Origin of the sequence: Alteromonas sp. AO-Serp (assembly GCF_017849675.1) — a bacterium.
GTDB lineage: Bacteria > Pseudomonadota > Gammaproteobacteria > Enterobacterales > Alteromonadaceae > Alteromonas > Alteromonas macleodii.
The window spans coordinates 15,261-30,941 of sequence record NZ_JAFLMX010000004.1 but is presented as its reverse complement, the minus strand read 5'-3'; the positions used below and the strand labels follow the sequence as shown (position 1 = coordinate 30,941).

Here is a 15,681-nt window from a genome sequence, read left to right as displayed (position 1 = left end):
AAACGCGTGACGTGTAAATGTGCCGAGAAGTTGCTTATGGCTCAAATCAGGTGAACTGATATTTTTATTGCGGATTGGTATTAGGCGTCTTGATGCGAAGTTAAGGTAGAGGCATAGATGAGAGAAACAAACAGGGTGCCATCTCGCGACAGCACCCATGTGTCATGCTAGGGCGTTGTTAAGCGCTAAAGCCCCACGCTTTCACAACCACGCGGGCTGTTTATCTTCGAAGGCTTCTATAGCACTTGTGAGTTCAAGCGTTTGACCGATAGCATCTAAGCCTTTAATAAGGTTGTTTTTGTGATGCTCAGCAATATCGAAGCTGAAGCTTGTATCGTTAAAACTTACTGTTTGCGCTGGAAGATCAACGGTGATCTTAGTTGCTGGGTCTGCCTTCACTGCAGCAAACAAAGCGTCCATTTGCTCGCTTGATAATGCCACAGGCACTAGCTGATTATTAATGCAGTTGCCGTAAAAAATATCAGCAAAGCTGGTGGCAATAACCGTTTTAAATCCAAAGTCGGCAAGTGCCCACGGCGCGTGTTCTCGGCTTGAGCCACAACCAAAGTTTTCGCGAGCTAGCAACAGACTCGCACCTTTGTGCTCAGGCTTATTCAGCGCGAACGCTGGGTTTGGCTCTTTCTCTTCTAAATCCAAATAACGCCAGTCGTGAAACAAATGTTTGCCGTAGCCAGCACGTGTTACGCCAGTTAGAAACTGTTTTGGAATAATTTGGTCGGTATCGACATTGGCCTGATCAAGCGGCGCAGCAATGCCTGTGTGTTGTGTAAAACCTTGTTCAGACATAAGTTACTCCTGATAATCTCTAACGTCAGCAAAGCGACCGGTAATTGCAGCAGCGGCAGCCATTGCTGGGCTTACCAAGTGAGTGCGCGCCCCACGGCCTTGACGGCCTTCAAAGTTACGGTTACTGGTAGAGGCACATCTATCGCCTGCCACTAGCTTGTCGTCATTCATACCAAGGCACATAGAGCAACCTGGCAAACGCCACTCAAAGCCAGCATCGATAAAGATTTTATCTAAGCCTTCTGCTTCTGCTTGGCGTTTAACATTACCTGACCCTGGAACGACAATCGCAGTCACTGAATCGGCGACTTTACCGCGCTTAGCGATTTGTGCCGCTGCGCGCATATCTTCAATACGACCGTTGGTACATGAGCCGATAAATACGTGGTTTACTGCAACGTCAGCAAGCTTTTCACCGGGTTTTAACCCCATATACTCAAGCGCTTTTACTGCGCTCTCTTTTTCAATCGGGTCACTGAAGTCTTCAGGGGCAGGTACCGGTGTGTTTACGCCAATAACCTGGCCTGGGTTAGTGCCCCACGTAACCTGAGGAGCGATATCTGCCGCTTCAAGTTCAACCACAGTGTCAAAGGTTGCGCCCTCTTCGGTATAAAGGGTTTTCCAATAAGCGACAGCGTCTTCCCAGTCTTGACCCTTAGGTGCGTATTCACGGCTTTCAAGGTAGGCGAAGGTTTTCTCGTCTGGTGCAACAAGACCAGCTTTCGCGCCAGCTTCAATACTCATGTTGCACACCGTCATGCGCTCTTCCATGCTTAAACCGCGGATAGCTTCACCTGCATATTCAATGACATGGCCAGTAGCGCCGGCGTGGCCAATTTTGCCGATAATGGCAAGAATAATGTCTTTTGCGGTAATACCAACAGGAAGCTTGCCATTTACGTTGATAAGCATGCTTTTCGCGCGGCTTTGTTTCAACGTTTGCGTTGCCAATACATGCTCTACCTGAGAGGTACCAATACCAAATGCCAGCGCACCAAATGCACCGTGGGTTGCAGTGTGTGAGTCACCACACACCACCGTCATACCAGGCTGAATTAGACCTAATTCAGGGCCCATAACGTGCACAATACCTTGCTTTTGGTGACCTACTGGAAATAGCTGAATGCCGTGTTCTTCACAGTTTTTTGCCAAGGTTTGTAGCTGAAGCGCATTGGCTGGTCCACAGGCATCAATTGCCAATGAACGGGTTGAAATGCTGTGATCCATAGTACCAACCGTGCGATCAGGGCGTCGTACTTTACGGCCTTTTTCATTAAGGCCAGCGAATGCCTGAGGTGACGTTACTTCATGAATTAAGTGACGGTCGATATAAATTAAGCTGTCTTCACCGATTTGGTCAATAATGTGGGCTTGCCACACTTTGTCATATAAGGTCTTGGCCATGAGGTTGTTTTACTCCTGCGCCATTAATTGTTTAACGATTTCATCGCCCACTTGTGACGTGCTTGCCGCTTGGCTGCGTTTGTCAGAAGGAAGTAACTCGCCTGTAAGTACACCTGCTTCTAGCGTTGCCACTACTGCCTTTTCAATTGCGTCGGCAGCATCATTCAAGTTCATGCTGAAACGCAGCATCATGGCGGCCGATAAAATTTGTGCGATAGGGTTAGCAATGCCTTGGCCTGCAATATCTGGAGCCGAACCACCTGCTGGCTCATAAAGGCCAAAGCCTTCCTCGTTCATGCTTGCCGATGGCAACAAGCCCATAGAGCCCGTCATCATAGCGCATTCATCAGAAACGATATCGCCAAAAAGGTTTGAACACAGCATCACATCGAACTGCGCCGGATTCTTCATTATTTGCATAGTGGCGTTGTCGATATAGATGTGGTCTAGCTCTACATCTGGATAGTCTTTTGCCACTTCTTCAGCAATTTCACGCCATAAGCGGCTGGTTACCAGTACGTTGGCTTTGTCCACCGACGTCACTTTGCCGCGACGCTTCTGTGCTGCTTCAAACGCTGCAATAGCAATACGGCGAATTTCACGTTTGCTATAGCGCATGGTGTCATACGCGAACTCTTCTTCGCCTTCACCTTCTCGGCCCTTAGGCTGACCAAAGTAAATACCGCTGGTTAGCTCACGCACAACTAAAACGTCTACGCCTGATTTAGCAATGTCTTCACGAAGGGGAGACAGGCTTTCAAGGCCCGGATAAATGCGAGCTGGGCGCAAGTTGCTGAACAGGTCAAAATGACTGCGAAGGGTAAGTAGTGCGGCACGCTCAGGACGTTGCTCTAACGGCAAGGTGTCCCACTTAGGGCCACCGATACTGCCAAACAAGATCGCATCGGCTTGCTCACAGCCCAAAAGCGTTTTTGAGGGTAGCGCTTCGCCTTCAGTATCAATGGCATAGCCACCTACAGGATATGCTGTACGGTTGAGGGTGACGTTAAACTTCTTTTCAACAGCATCTAAAACCTTATTGGCTTCCTGCATAACTTCTGGGCCGATACCGTCTCCGGCTAATACGGCAATTGAATACTGGCTCATTTATACTCCTGCAACGCGTTCTTGTTGATTTTTTTGCTGATCAATTTGATCGGCTAAATATGTGTTGTTTAATACAAAGATAAGGGCTTTAACGCCGGCTTCCACAATATCTGTAGCCAAGCCGATTCCATGGAAACGACGGCCTTTATATGTAGCGATAACGCTCACTTGCGCCAAAGCGTCGGCACCTTCACCTTTTGAATCTAATTTAAAGTCGACAACTTCTAAATCTTCGTGACCTAGTATAGACATGATGGCCTTATAAGCCGCATCTACCGGGCCGTTTCCAATACTAGACTGGGTAATCTCTTCAGTGCCCACTTTCATTTTAACGGTAGCACTTGGAATGATTTCACGGCCTGAATTAGCTTGAAGATAAAGCAACTGGAAGTGTGCTTGGTCGTGTTTTTGCTTATCGAAGAACAACAAGGCTTCAAGGTCGTAATCGTATACTTGGCCTTTTTTATCCGCTAACTTTAAGAATGCGTCATACACCGCTTCTAAGTCATAGTCTTCGGTTTTATAGCCAAGTTCGGTTAAGCGATGCTTAATCACATGACGGCCAGAACGTGACGTTAAGTTTAGGTTGTTCTTATTAATACCCACACTTTCTGGAGTCATAATTTCATAGGTATTTTGCGCTTTTAAGACACCGTCTTGGTGAATACCAGATGAATGGCTAAACGCATTTGCGCCAACAATGGCCTTGTTTGATTGAACTGGCATATTACAAAGCTGGCTGACTAGCTTAGATGTGCGCGATATTTCGGTAGAATTAATGTTAGTTTCAAAGCCCAACATGTTCTTACGGGTTTGCAAGATCATAGCAATTTCTTCAAGTGAAGCATTACCAGCACGCTCGCCAATACCGTTTATCGTACATTCAACTTGTCTGGCACCTTGCTCAACAGCTGCTAATGAATTTGCTACCGCTAAGCCCAAGTCGTTGTGACAATGCACTGAAATGGTTGCTTTATCGATATTTGGAACGCGATTAAACAATTGCTGAATAATACCGCCAAACTCTGTAGGTGTTGTGTAGCCTACGGTGTCCGGAATATTCACCGTCGTCGCGCCAGCGCTAATAGCGGCTTCAACCATTCGGCATAGGTAATCAATATGGGTACGCCCCGCATCTTCACAGGAAAACTCTACATCGTCAGTATACTTACGTGCATGTTTCACCGCGGCTACGGCCATATCTACAATTTCATCTTGTGACTTGCGAAGCTTGGCACCTACGTGAATCTCTGACGTTGCGATGAAGGTGTGAATTCTGAATTGCTCAGCAACGCTTAATGCTTGTCCGCATGCATCAATATCACCCGGCAATGCGCGAGATAGGCCACAAACGATGGAGTTCTTAACTTCTTTGGCAATCATTTGTACAGAGCGAAAATCGCCGGGTGAAGAGACAGGAAAGCCTGCCTCAATGATGTCAACGCCTAACCGTTCGAGCGCCAGCGCGATCTGCAATTTCTCTTTGGCACTTAGGCTTGCAGGTAAGGCCTGCTCGCCGTCTCGCAATGTGGTATCAAAGATCTTCACTTGATTTGTCATGACGCTCTCTCAGTTGAATAGTTAAAAAAAAACCCGTGCTTGGCACGGGTTTTTGTGAAATTAAATCGCTGGTCGCAATCTACCCGTGCAGTCTGGCTGCCATAAGGAGTAGAGATAGAAGAAGGAAACGAATACGCATTTGTTATTTCTTTGCTGACCAAGTTGATAGCGACAATGTACCCATGTGGCATGAAGAGGTCAACCATTGTTTACAATAATGAGTATATTTTTCGTGTATAAATACTTTCTTTTAATTATTTAGGATATGTGTCCTAAAGATCTTGGTCTGAGAGCAACGTGACCAGTAATTACAGCCATTTATGAGGGGCTTAATTTACTATATATGATGTTGGTTAGGATGTTTGTACTAAATTTTGTTGTGGAGATGCAAAAGATATTGTGGTTTTTTATGCGAATATACTGGGTTTTTATTCTTTTTGGGGCGTTGTTACCTATTAAGCAGCGTAAAGTTCTTCCAGTTGATTTGAGTAGATAAGCGCATTTCGCGAAGGGATAAGGCACGTGGTGAACGCTTGGATTTAAAGCTCCATGCGTGGCCACAGCATGCAGCGGTCATTATCGCCTTTGAAGGCCGCAGCAGTATTTTGTTTTGAACTGAAAGTGCCGTGGCCGCTTCCATTTCATCGCGTAGTGGAGTTGAAGAAATGCACTCCCCTGAATTGGCAAACCATCCATTTTTGTTCAGATGGAGCTGGGTATTGTCTTGGTTTACCATATCAATGGAATCAAGCTCAATGTGAGAGCCTTCCATATTTAAAATTAAAACAGGTACAACAAGACCATACCTAGCGTTTTTTCTATACCACGCTTCTCGCTTTTCTACATCGTCTAAATGATTAATGCCGGGGCACTTTGCAGATTGCTTGGCATACCAACTTCCATTATGGGTATCTGTTTTTAGCGGGGATGGATTGTTTGCGATGCCATTACTAATCATATATCGAGCAATAGCTTTCACGTGATAAGGAAGCCCGCCCATTCGACGCTTTAGCAGCGATAGGTTTTTTATCTCGCTATGAGCTAGAGAGACGATTTCTCTTTCATACAGAGCAGTACATATTTCATTGAATTGAGGGTGGCTTCCGCCTAACGCTCCCGATTCGCTAAAAAAGCCTGCTTGAGATCGAGAAGAAGGTTTCTCTGCTGTCATCACTTATCTGCACAAATTTTTGATTATTGAATAACCGTATCAAGAAACGGTAATAAGTGCCATATAGGCGCTTTAAAAGCTGGTATTGCTTTTTGTTTAGCAAGTTTGAGGCTTTAGCGATTACTCATTTCATGATGATTTATATTACCAATTTTTTTATGCGCAAAGGTGAGGGTGAAAAATTTAAATTACCAATTTCCATATAAGTGATAAATCATTAAGTCATTGTTAAATAATGACTTGCTTTATTTTTATGACCTTACCAATATCAAATTATTAAAAAATAATTTGATATTGGTAAGGTGTTGTTGTGATGATGTTAAGACCAATTGTTATTTTTGTTGTTGACCAATATGTGGAATTGATCTACTGTTTGTAACATCCTTGTAAAGTAGGTGTGAGGTAAATTTACAAGGCAGGTAAGTTGCAGATCAATTAAGCGGTAAGGAATGAGTGATTAGACATTCCTCAATCCTTAAGAGGAAAACACACATGGCACACAAATTATCTAAAATAACGCTTGCGGTACTTTCGGCTACGACACTAAGCCTTACCGCAACTACAAACGCGCAGGAATCTCAGCAAGAGTTAAATGAAGATGTAGAGGTAATTGAGGTATCTGGTATCCGAGCGTCACTCGCTAGCGCGATGAATGAAAAACGCTTCAAGAATAATCTTGTTGAAGTTATCGAAGCTGAAGATATTGGTAAGCTACCTGACCAAAACTTAGCGGAAGTATTGGAAAATATTACTGGTATCCAGATTACCCGTGAAGCTGGCGTGGGGACAGGCGTGCAGATTCGTGGTACTGATGCCAACCGCACCGAAATAAACGGGGTTTCAACTGTCGGTTCAGGCGCAGGTCGAAGCGGTATCGATTTTGAAGATGTTTCAGCGGCTATTATTGCTGGCTTAGAAGTGACTAAATCGCCAGACGCGAAAACGATTGAAGGCTCTGTAGGCGGTACGATTAACCTTAAAACTATTCGTCCTTTACAGCTTAATGAGCAGTTAGCAGCGTTTCGTGTGCAAGGCGAGAACAGTAGTTTAACCACTGATAGCAACTTTCAACCTCGTATCTCGGGTACGTTTGGTGATAACTGGGATACCGATCACGGCACCATTGGTATTGTTATAAGCGGAAGCTATGCTGAACAAGACGTAACCGCGTTTCGACCTCGTGCTGATAGAGATAATATCATTACGTCGGATAGTGGCGTAGCGAGCGCTCAGTCTTTTGACTTTTTGCCAATTCAGTTTTTTGTTCAAGACTACGACAACTTCGAGTACGAAACTAAAAATCTAGTGGGCACTATAGAGTGGGCCCCGAACGATAATACTAAGTTCTTTTTTGACGCAATCATTAACGACCAAGAGCGTTTACAAGAAAGTTCGCGGGTGCAAGCGTCTGGGGTGAGTGCGCTTAACGATGTGTCAGTGCCTGATGAATTTGAAACCATTAACTTTGGTTCATTGGGTGGTACAAACTTGGGCTCAATTCAAGCGGCGCTTCGCGGAGTTATTCCAGTTGATCTGGAAAATGACGATGACGATCCTAACTTACGCTTTTCTAGTGATACTAACTCTCGTGTAACGAAAAGCGAGATTTTCCGCTTAGGGGGAGAGTGGCAGGGCGAAAAGTGGAGCGTGTTTGCGGAGGTTGCCTCAACATCATCAGATACTACCACACCGAGTTTTAATACAACGCTTAACTTTATCAACCCAAATGCGCCTTTAGATGCTGGTGGCGCAAACGATAATGCAGTGCCTTTCGCATATGACTTATCTGGTGGTGCATTAACGTTCGGTATTGCTGATGGGGCAGAATACGCGCCAACGGCAGAGCAATTACTTGACCCAAACAACGTTGTGCTGCGTGATGTAAACATTGGTCGTGACACTACTGAAAACTTCGAAGATGCTTTCCGCGTCGATTTCACGTATTACGTCGACACTATGGTTACGTCCGTTGATTTTGGTTATCGCTACAACAAATCAGGTAGTAAGCGTGAAGAGATAGGAAATAATGTAAATCTTCGGTCTATGGAAGATAGCCCGAGAGGTAGTTTATTTAGCGAGCTTTTAGTCGCTGGTCCTGACAACTTTAACGATGCTGATGGGCGTGAGCTCTATGTGGCTGATTTTCTTCTTATAGATCCCGAACAAGTATCGTCTAATCCCGATGCTGTTTTAGCTGCACTTCAACAAGCGCTAGAAACTCATGGTTCTGGCGAAACATTAGATGAACCAACATCAAGTTCAACGGGCTTCTTTGATATTGAAGAGGAAACTCACGCTTTATACGCACAAGCAAATTTTGAATACGAAATGTTCCGCGGTAACTTCGGTGTTCGCTACTTACAAACAGACGTAACTTCTGTAGGCAACTCAGTAACGGTTGATGAAAATGGTGATGAGCTTGTTTCACGCGTTACTAACAACGGCGATTACGACTTTATCCTTCCTCGTTTCAATCTAGTTGCAGATGTTACGGATGACATTGTACTAAGGTTTGGTGCTGGCAAAGACATTCGTCGCCCTAATTTTAACGACCTTTCGACATCGGTAACCTTCAGCACAAGTCCTAACCCAAATGTGGCTATTGGAAACCCTAACCTAACGCCTGAAGAAGTAATTTCTTATGACCTAGCAGCTGAGTGGTACTTTGCTGAAGCCAGCGTTATTAGTGTAGGGATTTTCCACAAAACTCGAAAAGATCTATTCGTAGATCAAATTGTGAGTGCAGCAGAAGATCCAGTAACAGGGTATCGAGACCTAACAGACCCTTGTGAAGGTGGTGGTATCTTCAATCCAATAGCAGATATCAACGTGTTTGGTCCAAATCTTGGCACAGGCGTTTGTGTGGGCACAGAAACTAAAATTAACGATACAGGTGAAACAACCCAGAAAGGTATTGAATTTGCTGTTCAATATGACCTATCTGGTTTTGAAAGCGAGCTAGGTTGGGCTTCAGGTTTTGGCGTGCTTGCTAACTACACTATTCAGGAGTTCGACGGTGGTGAAGCAGAAAACATCGCGACAAGCCGAGCTGGCCAAGTTTTCGCAGCAACCACAGGAAGCGATCAGGAGGTGAGTGCGGTTCAGGGTCTGTTAAATCTTTCTGAAAATGCCTACAACATTACGCTTTATTACGAGAAGTTTGGTCTATCTGCTCGCATGCGCTACACGTGGCGTGAAGCCTACCGTACAGATGACTTCGGAAGTACTTCTAGCTTCCCGTGGGGTTTCCCAGCGGTTCAGGCTGATCGTGGTCAGTTGAATGCAAGTGTGACTTACGATGTTAACGAAAACCTTAATATTGGTGTAGAGGCCGTAAACATCACTGAGTCTGAGGTAGAGCAGTACTGTGTTAACGAAGGTGCGCTTCTGTGCTTCCAAGGTCTGACTGACCGAAGAATCACTCTTGGTGCGAACTATCGCTTCTAACATCGCAAAATGGTGGTGAGGTGTCTGGACGTTAATTTTTCAGATGCTCTCACGGCCAATCAATTTGGTTTTGCCAATCAAGATATTAAGTCAAATCTGAAAGTTATTTGGGTAAACCACAGTCGTCACATGTACCACATTCAGACCGCTCAAATTAGTGGGCGAAGTTTCCTGAATATATACGGTTTAACTTTTACCTTTATTGGTATTACAGGTTTTCTTTATTTCTATCAATTGGTTGACAAATTGGTAAGTTAATAATAACGTAAGGGTAGGCTTGAATTGGCAAGATCTGAAAGCGAAATGCCATTACAAAGCACTAGTCATTTTATTTTTGGTTCGAAAAGCAACTTCGGACAATGCAACGAATATCGTCATTAGGAGACAGTCATGTCCAAACCAACCATTGGTTTTATCGGTTTAGGCCTTATGGGCGGCAATATGGTAGAAAACCTTCAGAACAAAGGCTACGCCGTTACCGTAATGGACTTAAATAAAGCTGCTGTGGATAAATGTGTAGAACGCGGCGCAAAAACAGCGAAAACTGGTAAGGCACTTGCTGAAGCTTCAGACATCGTGATGTTGTGTCTAACCACCTCAGAAATAGTAGAAAAAGTTATCTATGCTGAAAATGGCGTGTTAGAAGGTTTGCAGGAGGGGTCTGTATTAGTAGATTTTGGTACATCAATCCCAGCATCTACTAAGAAAATTGGCGCAGACTTGGCGAAGAAGGGCGTAGGTATGATTGACGCGCCTCTTGGAAGAACACCTGCACACGCAAAAGATGGCCTGTTAAACATTATGGCAGCAGGTGATATCGATACCTTTAACAAGGTAAAAGGTGTGCTGGAAGACCAAGGTGAAAATGTCTTTTATTTAGGCGCTTTAGGTTCCGGCCACACAACTAAGCTAATTAACAACTTCATGGGTATGACCACGGTCTGTGCCATGTCACAAGCCTTCGCTGTAGCAGAGAAGGCAGGCGTAGATAAGCAGCAGCTTTTCGACATTATGTCTACAGGGCCTTCAAGTTCCCCTTTCATGCAATTCTGTAAAAATTATGCGGTTGATAACGTTAGTGATTTAGGCTTTTCAATTGCTAACGCTAACAAAGACCTGGGCTACTTTTTGAAGATGGTTGAAGACCTAGGTACCGAATCAAAAATAGCGGAAGGCTCGTCTGCCAATTTGAACGCTGCGGTTGATGCGGGTTTAAGCCAAGGTAATGTACCTGAGATTTTCGAGTACTTTAAAACGCTGACTAAGTAATGTATCGACTACGTCGTCATCGCTCTTAAAGTGATCAAAAGGCAGGTATTTTATGCAAGTGCAATTTATTAAGTGGCTAGCTGTGTTTATTGTTATTAGCGCTATGTCGTCAAACGCGGGCGCTAAACAATATAACGTTAGCTCACCAGATGAATACAACGCAATAGCATCGTCTCTTAAGGCGGGTGACGACGTAATTTTACAAAATGGTGTTTATCGAGACTTTGAAATTTTACTAGTAGGGCAGGGTAGCGCTGAAAAGCCCATTACGCTGACTGCGCAAACTAAAGGTAAGGTTATTCTGTCTGGTCGTTCTAACTTAAAGTTAGCTGGGCAGTATTTAGAAGTATCGGGTTTGGTATTCAAAGACGGATATACCCCTAGCAGCGCTGTTATCGCGTTTAGGAAAGATGCACAAACGCCAGCTAATTATTCACGAGTAAGTGAAGTAGTCATTGATGAGTACAGTAATCCGGACCGCCAAGAATCAGATTATTGGGTTGCACTTTATGGTAAGCACAACCGGTTTGACCATAACCACCTGACGGGTAAGCGTAACAAGGGGGTTACTGTCGCTGTTCGGCTTAACGGCGAGGCACATCAAGAGAACCATCACAGTATCGATCACAACTACTTCGGTTATCGCCCTGTATTCGGTTCAAATGGAGGAGAGACGTTAAGGATAGGTACAAGTCATTACTCACTGAGTAATTCGAATACTCAGGTTATCAATAACATATTCGAACAAACTAATGGCGAAGTTGAAATTATTTCTGTTAAGTCTGGTGAGAACCTGCTGAAAGGAAACGTTTTTCTATCCGCTAAAGGCACCCTAACCCTTAGACACGGTAATAATAATCGCGTTGAAGATAATGTGTTTTTAGGCAATGGCGTGGACCATACCGGTGGAATTCGCGTTATCAATGAAGGCCAAGTGATAACCAATAACTACTTGGAGGGGCTAACGGGCTATCGCTTTGGTAGTGGCTTTACGGTTATGAATGGTGTGCCTGACTCGCCTATCAATCGTTATCATCAGGTTAATAACGCGCAAATCACAAATAACTCATTCATTAACGTGTCACATATCCAACTTGGTGCTGGAAGCGATGAAGAGAGAAGCGCGACACCTATAAATTCATTGTTTGCCAATAACCTTATTTACAATGCTTCGCTAAACCAACCTTTTACATTATTTGATGATGTGAGCGGCATTACATTCGCTAACAATGTCGCTAATACCAAAATGATAAAAGAACTTAGCGAAGGCTTTACTACTGCATCGCTACCCCTTGTTAAGGGTGAGAATGGGCTTAACGTCGCTAAGCTAAACGAGCCTGAGGTAAAAGGCGCAGAAACAAAAGATGTTGGTGTTGCTTCTAACATGAACGTCGTATCAAAAAGTGACGTCGGCGTAAGCTGGTATCCCAAAATAGTACCTGAAGTGAACTTCGCTGCAGGTAAAACAATTAGCGTAAGTGCCGATGCTGCTGAACTTATGACAGCACTTGAAAATGCCAGTGACGGAGATGTTATTACAATGGCACCTGGCACTATCGTTGTGCCCAGTGTTCTTATTATCGATAAGACAGTAACGGTAACCGCACAGACTCCCAAAGCTACAACACTGTCGTTCGAACGCTCCGCCTTGTTCGAAATACATGACAATGGAAATTTGAAGCTTGAAGGTTTGGTGCTTTCAGGGAAAGACAGCCCAGACGCTTTTGGCAATAGCGTTGTAAGAACGAAAAAGTGGGGCATGCTTCACAACTATGTTTTGAACGTAGAAAACTGTGATATCGAGCGTCTCGATATCAACCACTCTTTTAACTTCTTTACGTCTGGCAAAGGCGCGTTTGCCGATGACATATCACTCTCGAAAAATAGTTTTAACGGCATTACGGGCCATGTTTTAAGTCTTGATAAAGAGATAGAGGACTACGGTATTTATAACGCTGAGTATGTCAGCATAACCAACAACACGTTTAGCAACATAAGTGGTAGCGTTGTAAATCTCTACCGAGGCGGTACCGATGAAAGTACCTTTGGACCGCACTTAGACATGCAGGGCAACGTGTTAACTAACGTAGGCAGTGGTAAACGCAACAAACAAAGTGCCAGCGTTTATCTTCATGGCGTGCAAGTTTCAACGCTAAAAAATAACAACTTTAATGAGTCTGAGCCTGTTGTGGTTAATCACACCGTTGGTGAGCCAATTACCGCAATAACAAACAATACGTTCCTAAATACACCTATGCCAATGATTAAAGAGCTGTTTGCACCTGGTCCGCACACTGCGGTATTGAATGACAATGTTTCCACGAAAGCGAACAAGAGGTAATGGGCAATGATTAAAAACCTCTGTTCCCTACAACAAAAATCTGCGCTTTTACTTTTCATTTTTTGTTCGCTTTCTTTTTCTTCTCTTGCCGCTCACCCTAACTTGGTGATCACGCAAGACGACGTTGTAAAAATGCGCAACGCCATAATGCAAGAAGGGCGTTTCCAAGATGCTTATTTGCAAGTTAAACAAGAGGTAGATTTGCATTTAGCAATGCCAAACGTTGTTCCTGTGCCAAAAGACGGCGGCGGTGGTTACACTCACGAACGTCATAAAAAGAACTATCAGCTTATGTATAACGCTGGCGTGGTGTACCAAATTAGTGATAACGAAAAGTATGCGAATTATGTAAAAAATCTCTTGTTAGATTATGCCGCACTTTATCCTACATTAGGGTTGCACCCACAGCGTAAAGTGAACGCCCAAAACCCTGGTGTTTTCTTCTGGCAAAGCCTAAATGAAGCCGTATGGCTTGTGAATACTATTCAAGCTTACGACTTGATATACAACGCGCTTGATGAAGAAGAGCGAAGCGTAATTGAGAACCAACTGTTGCGTCCTGTCGCGTTGTTCTTATCAGAGGGTCAACCGTCTACGTTTAATAAAGTACACAACCACGGAACGTGGGCTACCGCTGGCGTAGGTATGGCAGGGTATGTGTTAAACGAACCAGAATGGGTTGAAAAAGCACTTTACGACCTAGAAAAGTCAGGCAAAGGTGGTTTTTTAAAACAGCTCGATACGCTATTTTCCCCTCAAGGCTACTATAACGAAGGGCCGTACTACCAACGCTACGCGCTAATGCCGTTCGTTACGTTCGCTAAAGCAATTGAAAATAATGAGCCTCAACGCAATATTTTCGACCACCGCGATAAGGTTTTGCTTAAAGCAATAAATACCACCATTCAGCTTAGCTACAATGGATTGTTCTTCCCAATCAATGACGCAATTAAAAGCAAAGGCATAGATACTATTGAGTTAGTGTATGGTGTTGCTGTGGCGTATCAGCAAACAAAAGATAAAGGCTTACTGGATATTGCCAAGCAGCAAGGGCGAATTGTACTCACAGGCGATGGTGTTGACGTAGCGAAGGCGCTGGATGAGAACAAAGCAACGCCTTATATTTTCGAATCGATGGCCTTGGGTGACGGTAAAGATGGCGATGAAGGTGCATTAGTAATTATGCGCACTGAAGAACCTCAGGGTGAAACAGTGTTATTTAAACCTGCAGCCCAAGGTTTAGGACATGGGCATTTCGATAAACTAACATGGCAGCTTTACGATAAAGGCAGTGAGATTGTAACCGACTATGGTGCGGCACGATTCTTAAATGTAGAAGCCAAATTTGGTGGTCGTTACCTTCCAGAAAATAATAGCTATGCCAAACAAACCGTTGCGCACAATACGGTAGTGGTTGATGAGCAAAGTCATTTCTCTTTTAACTTGGAAAAGGCGAATGCGAATGCGCCTACGCTACACTTCTTTGAAAATAACGAGCACGGTACAGTTGCTCGCGCCAGCATCGAAACTGCCTATGACGATGTTGTACTTGATAGAACGATAGCGCTGCTTTCTTTACCTACCTTAAATAAGCGCATTGTTGTTGATGTGTTTGATGTATCTAGTGACAAGCCGCACACCTACGATTTACCACTGCATTATAGCGGTCATTTAATTGATACTAACTTTGAATATCAGGGTTATACCAATACGTTATCTGCACTAGGAAGCGTAAGTGGATATCAGCACTTGTGGCTAAGGGCGAAGGGTATTCCGAAAGCTGATATAGCTAGAGTGACTTGGCTAAATAGTAACGGCCGTTTCTATTCACAACACAGCGTTGCAAAAGGCAACGAAACCTTTCTATTTACCCAGCTAGGTGCCGGTGACCCAAATTTCAATCTTCGCAACGAGAGCAGCGTGATACGCAGGGTAGAAGGTAAGGCGCATCACCAATTCGTTTCCGTTCTAGAGCCTCACGGTGAATACAACCCTAGTAAGGAATATACCTTGGGTGCAGAAAGCATTATTACATCAGTTCAGACAGTAAAAAACGACACATTGCTTTTACTTGTAATAAAAGCAGCTGAACAGCAGTTTCTAATAGCCATAAATACCACAGACGGTAGCGAGTCGACCGAGTCTGTTTCTTTTGATTTTGATAAAAACCGTTACACGCTTTCAAGCCGTTTCGCTGTGTATGCGCTGTAATTTTTTAGGATTTACGTTATGAATAAGCAAAGCGAACATTTTTTATTTGGCAACGAGACAGAGATTGAAGACTTAGGCAATGGCTTAAAGCGTCAAATGTTGGGGTTTAATCATGAACTTATGGCAGTAAAGGTATTTTTTGATAAAGGTGCAGAAGGGTATACCCATGCACATCGCCATTCTCAGGTGACGTATGTTGAAGAAGGTGAGTTTCATTTCAGCATTGGTGGTGAAATGAAGATTTTGAGGAAAGGGGATAGCTGTCTTATCCCACCTCACGTAGAGCATGGTGCAGTTTGCCCTACAGGCGGCATTCTAATAGATACTTTTAGCCCAGCTCGCGAAGATTTTGTGGGAGAATAAT

General features: G+C 44.0%; 10 protein-coding genes. 5 read left to right on the top strand and 5 right to left on the bottom strand.

Translation table 11 applies throughout. The features are described 5' to 3' along the window. Positions 1-201 precede the first annotated feature (201 nt). The 5 genes from leuD to QVA83_RS00560 all read right to left on the bottom strand — a co-directional run bounded on the left by leuD (position 202) and on the right by QVA83_RS00560 (position 6,049). Positions 202-807: a 3-isopropylmalate dehydratase small subunit gene (leuD, locus tag QVA83_RS00580; RefSeq protein ID WP_014948483.1), complete on the bottom strand. Its 606-nt coding sequence runs from the start codon at positions 805-807 to the stop codon at positions 202-204. 3 nt (positions 808-810) lie between these two features. After that, positions 811-2,211 carry a 3-isopropylmalate dehydratase large subunit gene (gene leuC, locus QVA83_RS00575; RefSeq protein WP_156077981.1) on the bottom strand — a complete coding sequence of 467 codons (1,401 nt, stop codon included), beginning with the start codon at positions 2,209-2,211 and terminating at the stop codon, positions 811-813. Between the two features lie 9 nt (positions 2,212-2,220). After that, on the bottom strand, positions 2,221-3,318 hold the full coding sequence (gene leuB, locus QVA83_RS00570; protein WP_014997513.1) for a 3-isopropylmalate dehydrogenase: 1,098 nt from the start codon (positions 3,316-3,318) through the stop codon (positions 2,221-2,223). After that, complete coding sequence (gene leuA / locus QVA83_RS00565) at positions 3,319-4,878, bottom strand: 2-isopropylmalate synthase (RefSeq protein WP_014948485.1); 1,560 nt, start codon at positions 4,876-4,878, stop codon at positions 3,319-3,321. It lies immediately after the preceding gene. A gap of 448 nt (positions 4,879-5,326) precedes the next feature. Continuing rightward, positions 5,327-6,049 (bottom strand): hypothetical protein, encoded by a 723-nt coding sequence (locus QVA83_RS00560; RefSeq protein WP_156077982.1) that lies wholly within the window; start codon positions 6,047-6,049, stop codon positions 5,327-5,329. 492 nt (positions 6,050-6,541) lie between these two features. Here QVA83_RS00560 and QVA83_RS00555 point away from each other — a divergent pair, with 492 nt between their 5' ends. The 5 genes from QVA83_RS00555 to QVA83_RS00535 all read left to right on the top strand — a co-directional run bounded on the left by QVA83_RS00555 (position 6,542) and on the right by QVA83_RS00535 (position 15,680). Continuing rightward, positions 6,542-9,496 (top strand): TonB-dependent receptor, encoded by a 2,955-nt coding sequence (locus QVA83_RS00555; RefSeq protein WP_273001455.1) that lies wholly within the window; start codon positions 6,542-6,544, stop codon positions 9,494-9,496. A gap of 390 nt (positions 9,497-9,886) precedes the next feature. Continuing rightward, positions 9,887-10,765, top strand: coding sequence for an NAD(P)-dependent oxidoreductase (locus QVA83_RS00550; protein ID WP_039224712.1), 879 nt, complete (start codon positions 9,887-9,889; stop codon positions 10,763-10,765). A gap of 52 nt (positions 10,766-10,817) precedes the next feature. Continuing rightward, positions 10,818-13,106, top strand: a complete 2,289-nt coding sequence (locus QVA83_RS00545) for a polysaccharide lyase 6 family protein (protein WP_156077984.1) — start codon at positions 10,818-10,820, stop codon at positions 13,104-13,106. 6 nt (positions 13,107-13,112) lie between these two features. Beyond that, positions 13,113-15,317 (top strand): heparinase II/III domain-containing protein, encoded by a 2,205-nt coding sequence (locus QVA83_RS00540; protein WP_156077985.1) that lies wholly within the window; start codon positions 13,113-13,115, stop codon positions 15,315-15,317. A gap of 18 nt (positions 15,318-15,335) precedes the next feature. Then, positions 15,336-15,680: a cupin domain-containing protein gene (locus tag QVA83_RS00535; RefSeq protein ID WP_014948493.1), complete on the top strand. Its 345-nt coding sequence runs from the start codon at positions 15,336-15,338 to the stop codon at positions 15,678-15,680. Position 15,681 lies beyond the last annotated feature (1 nt).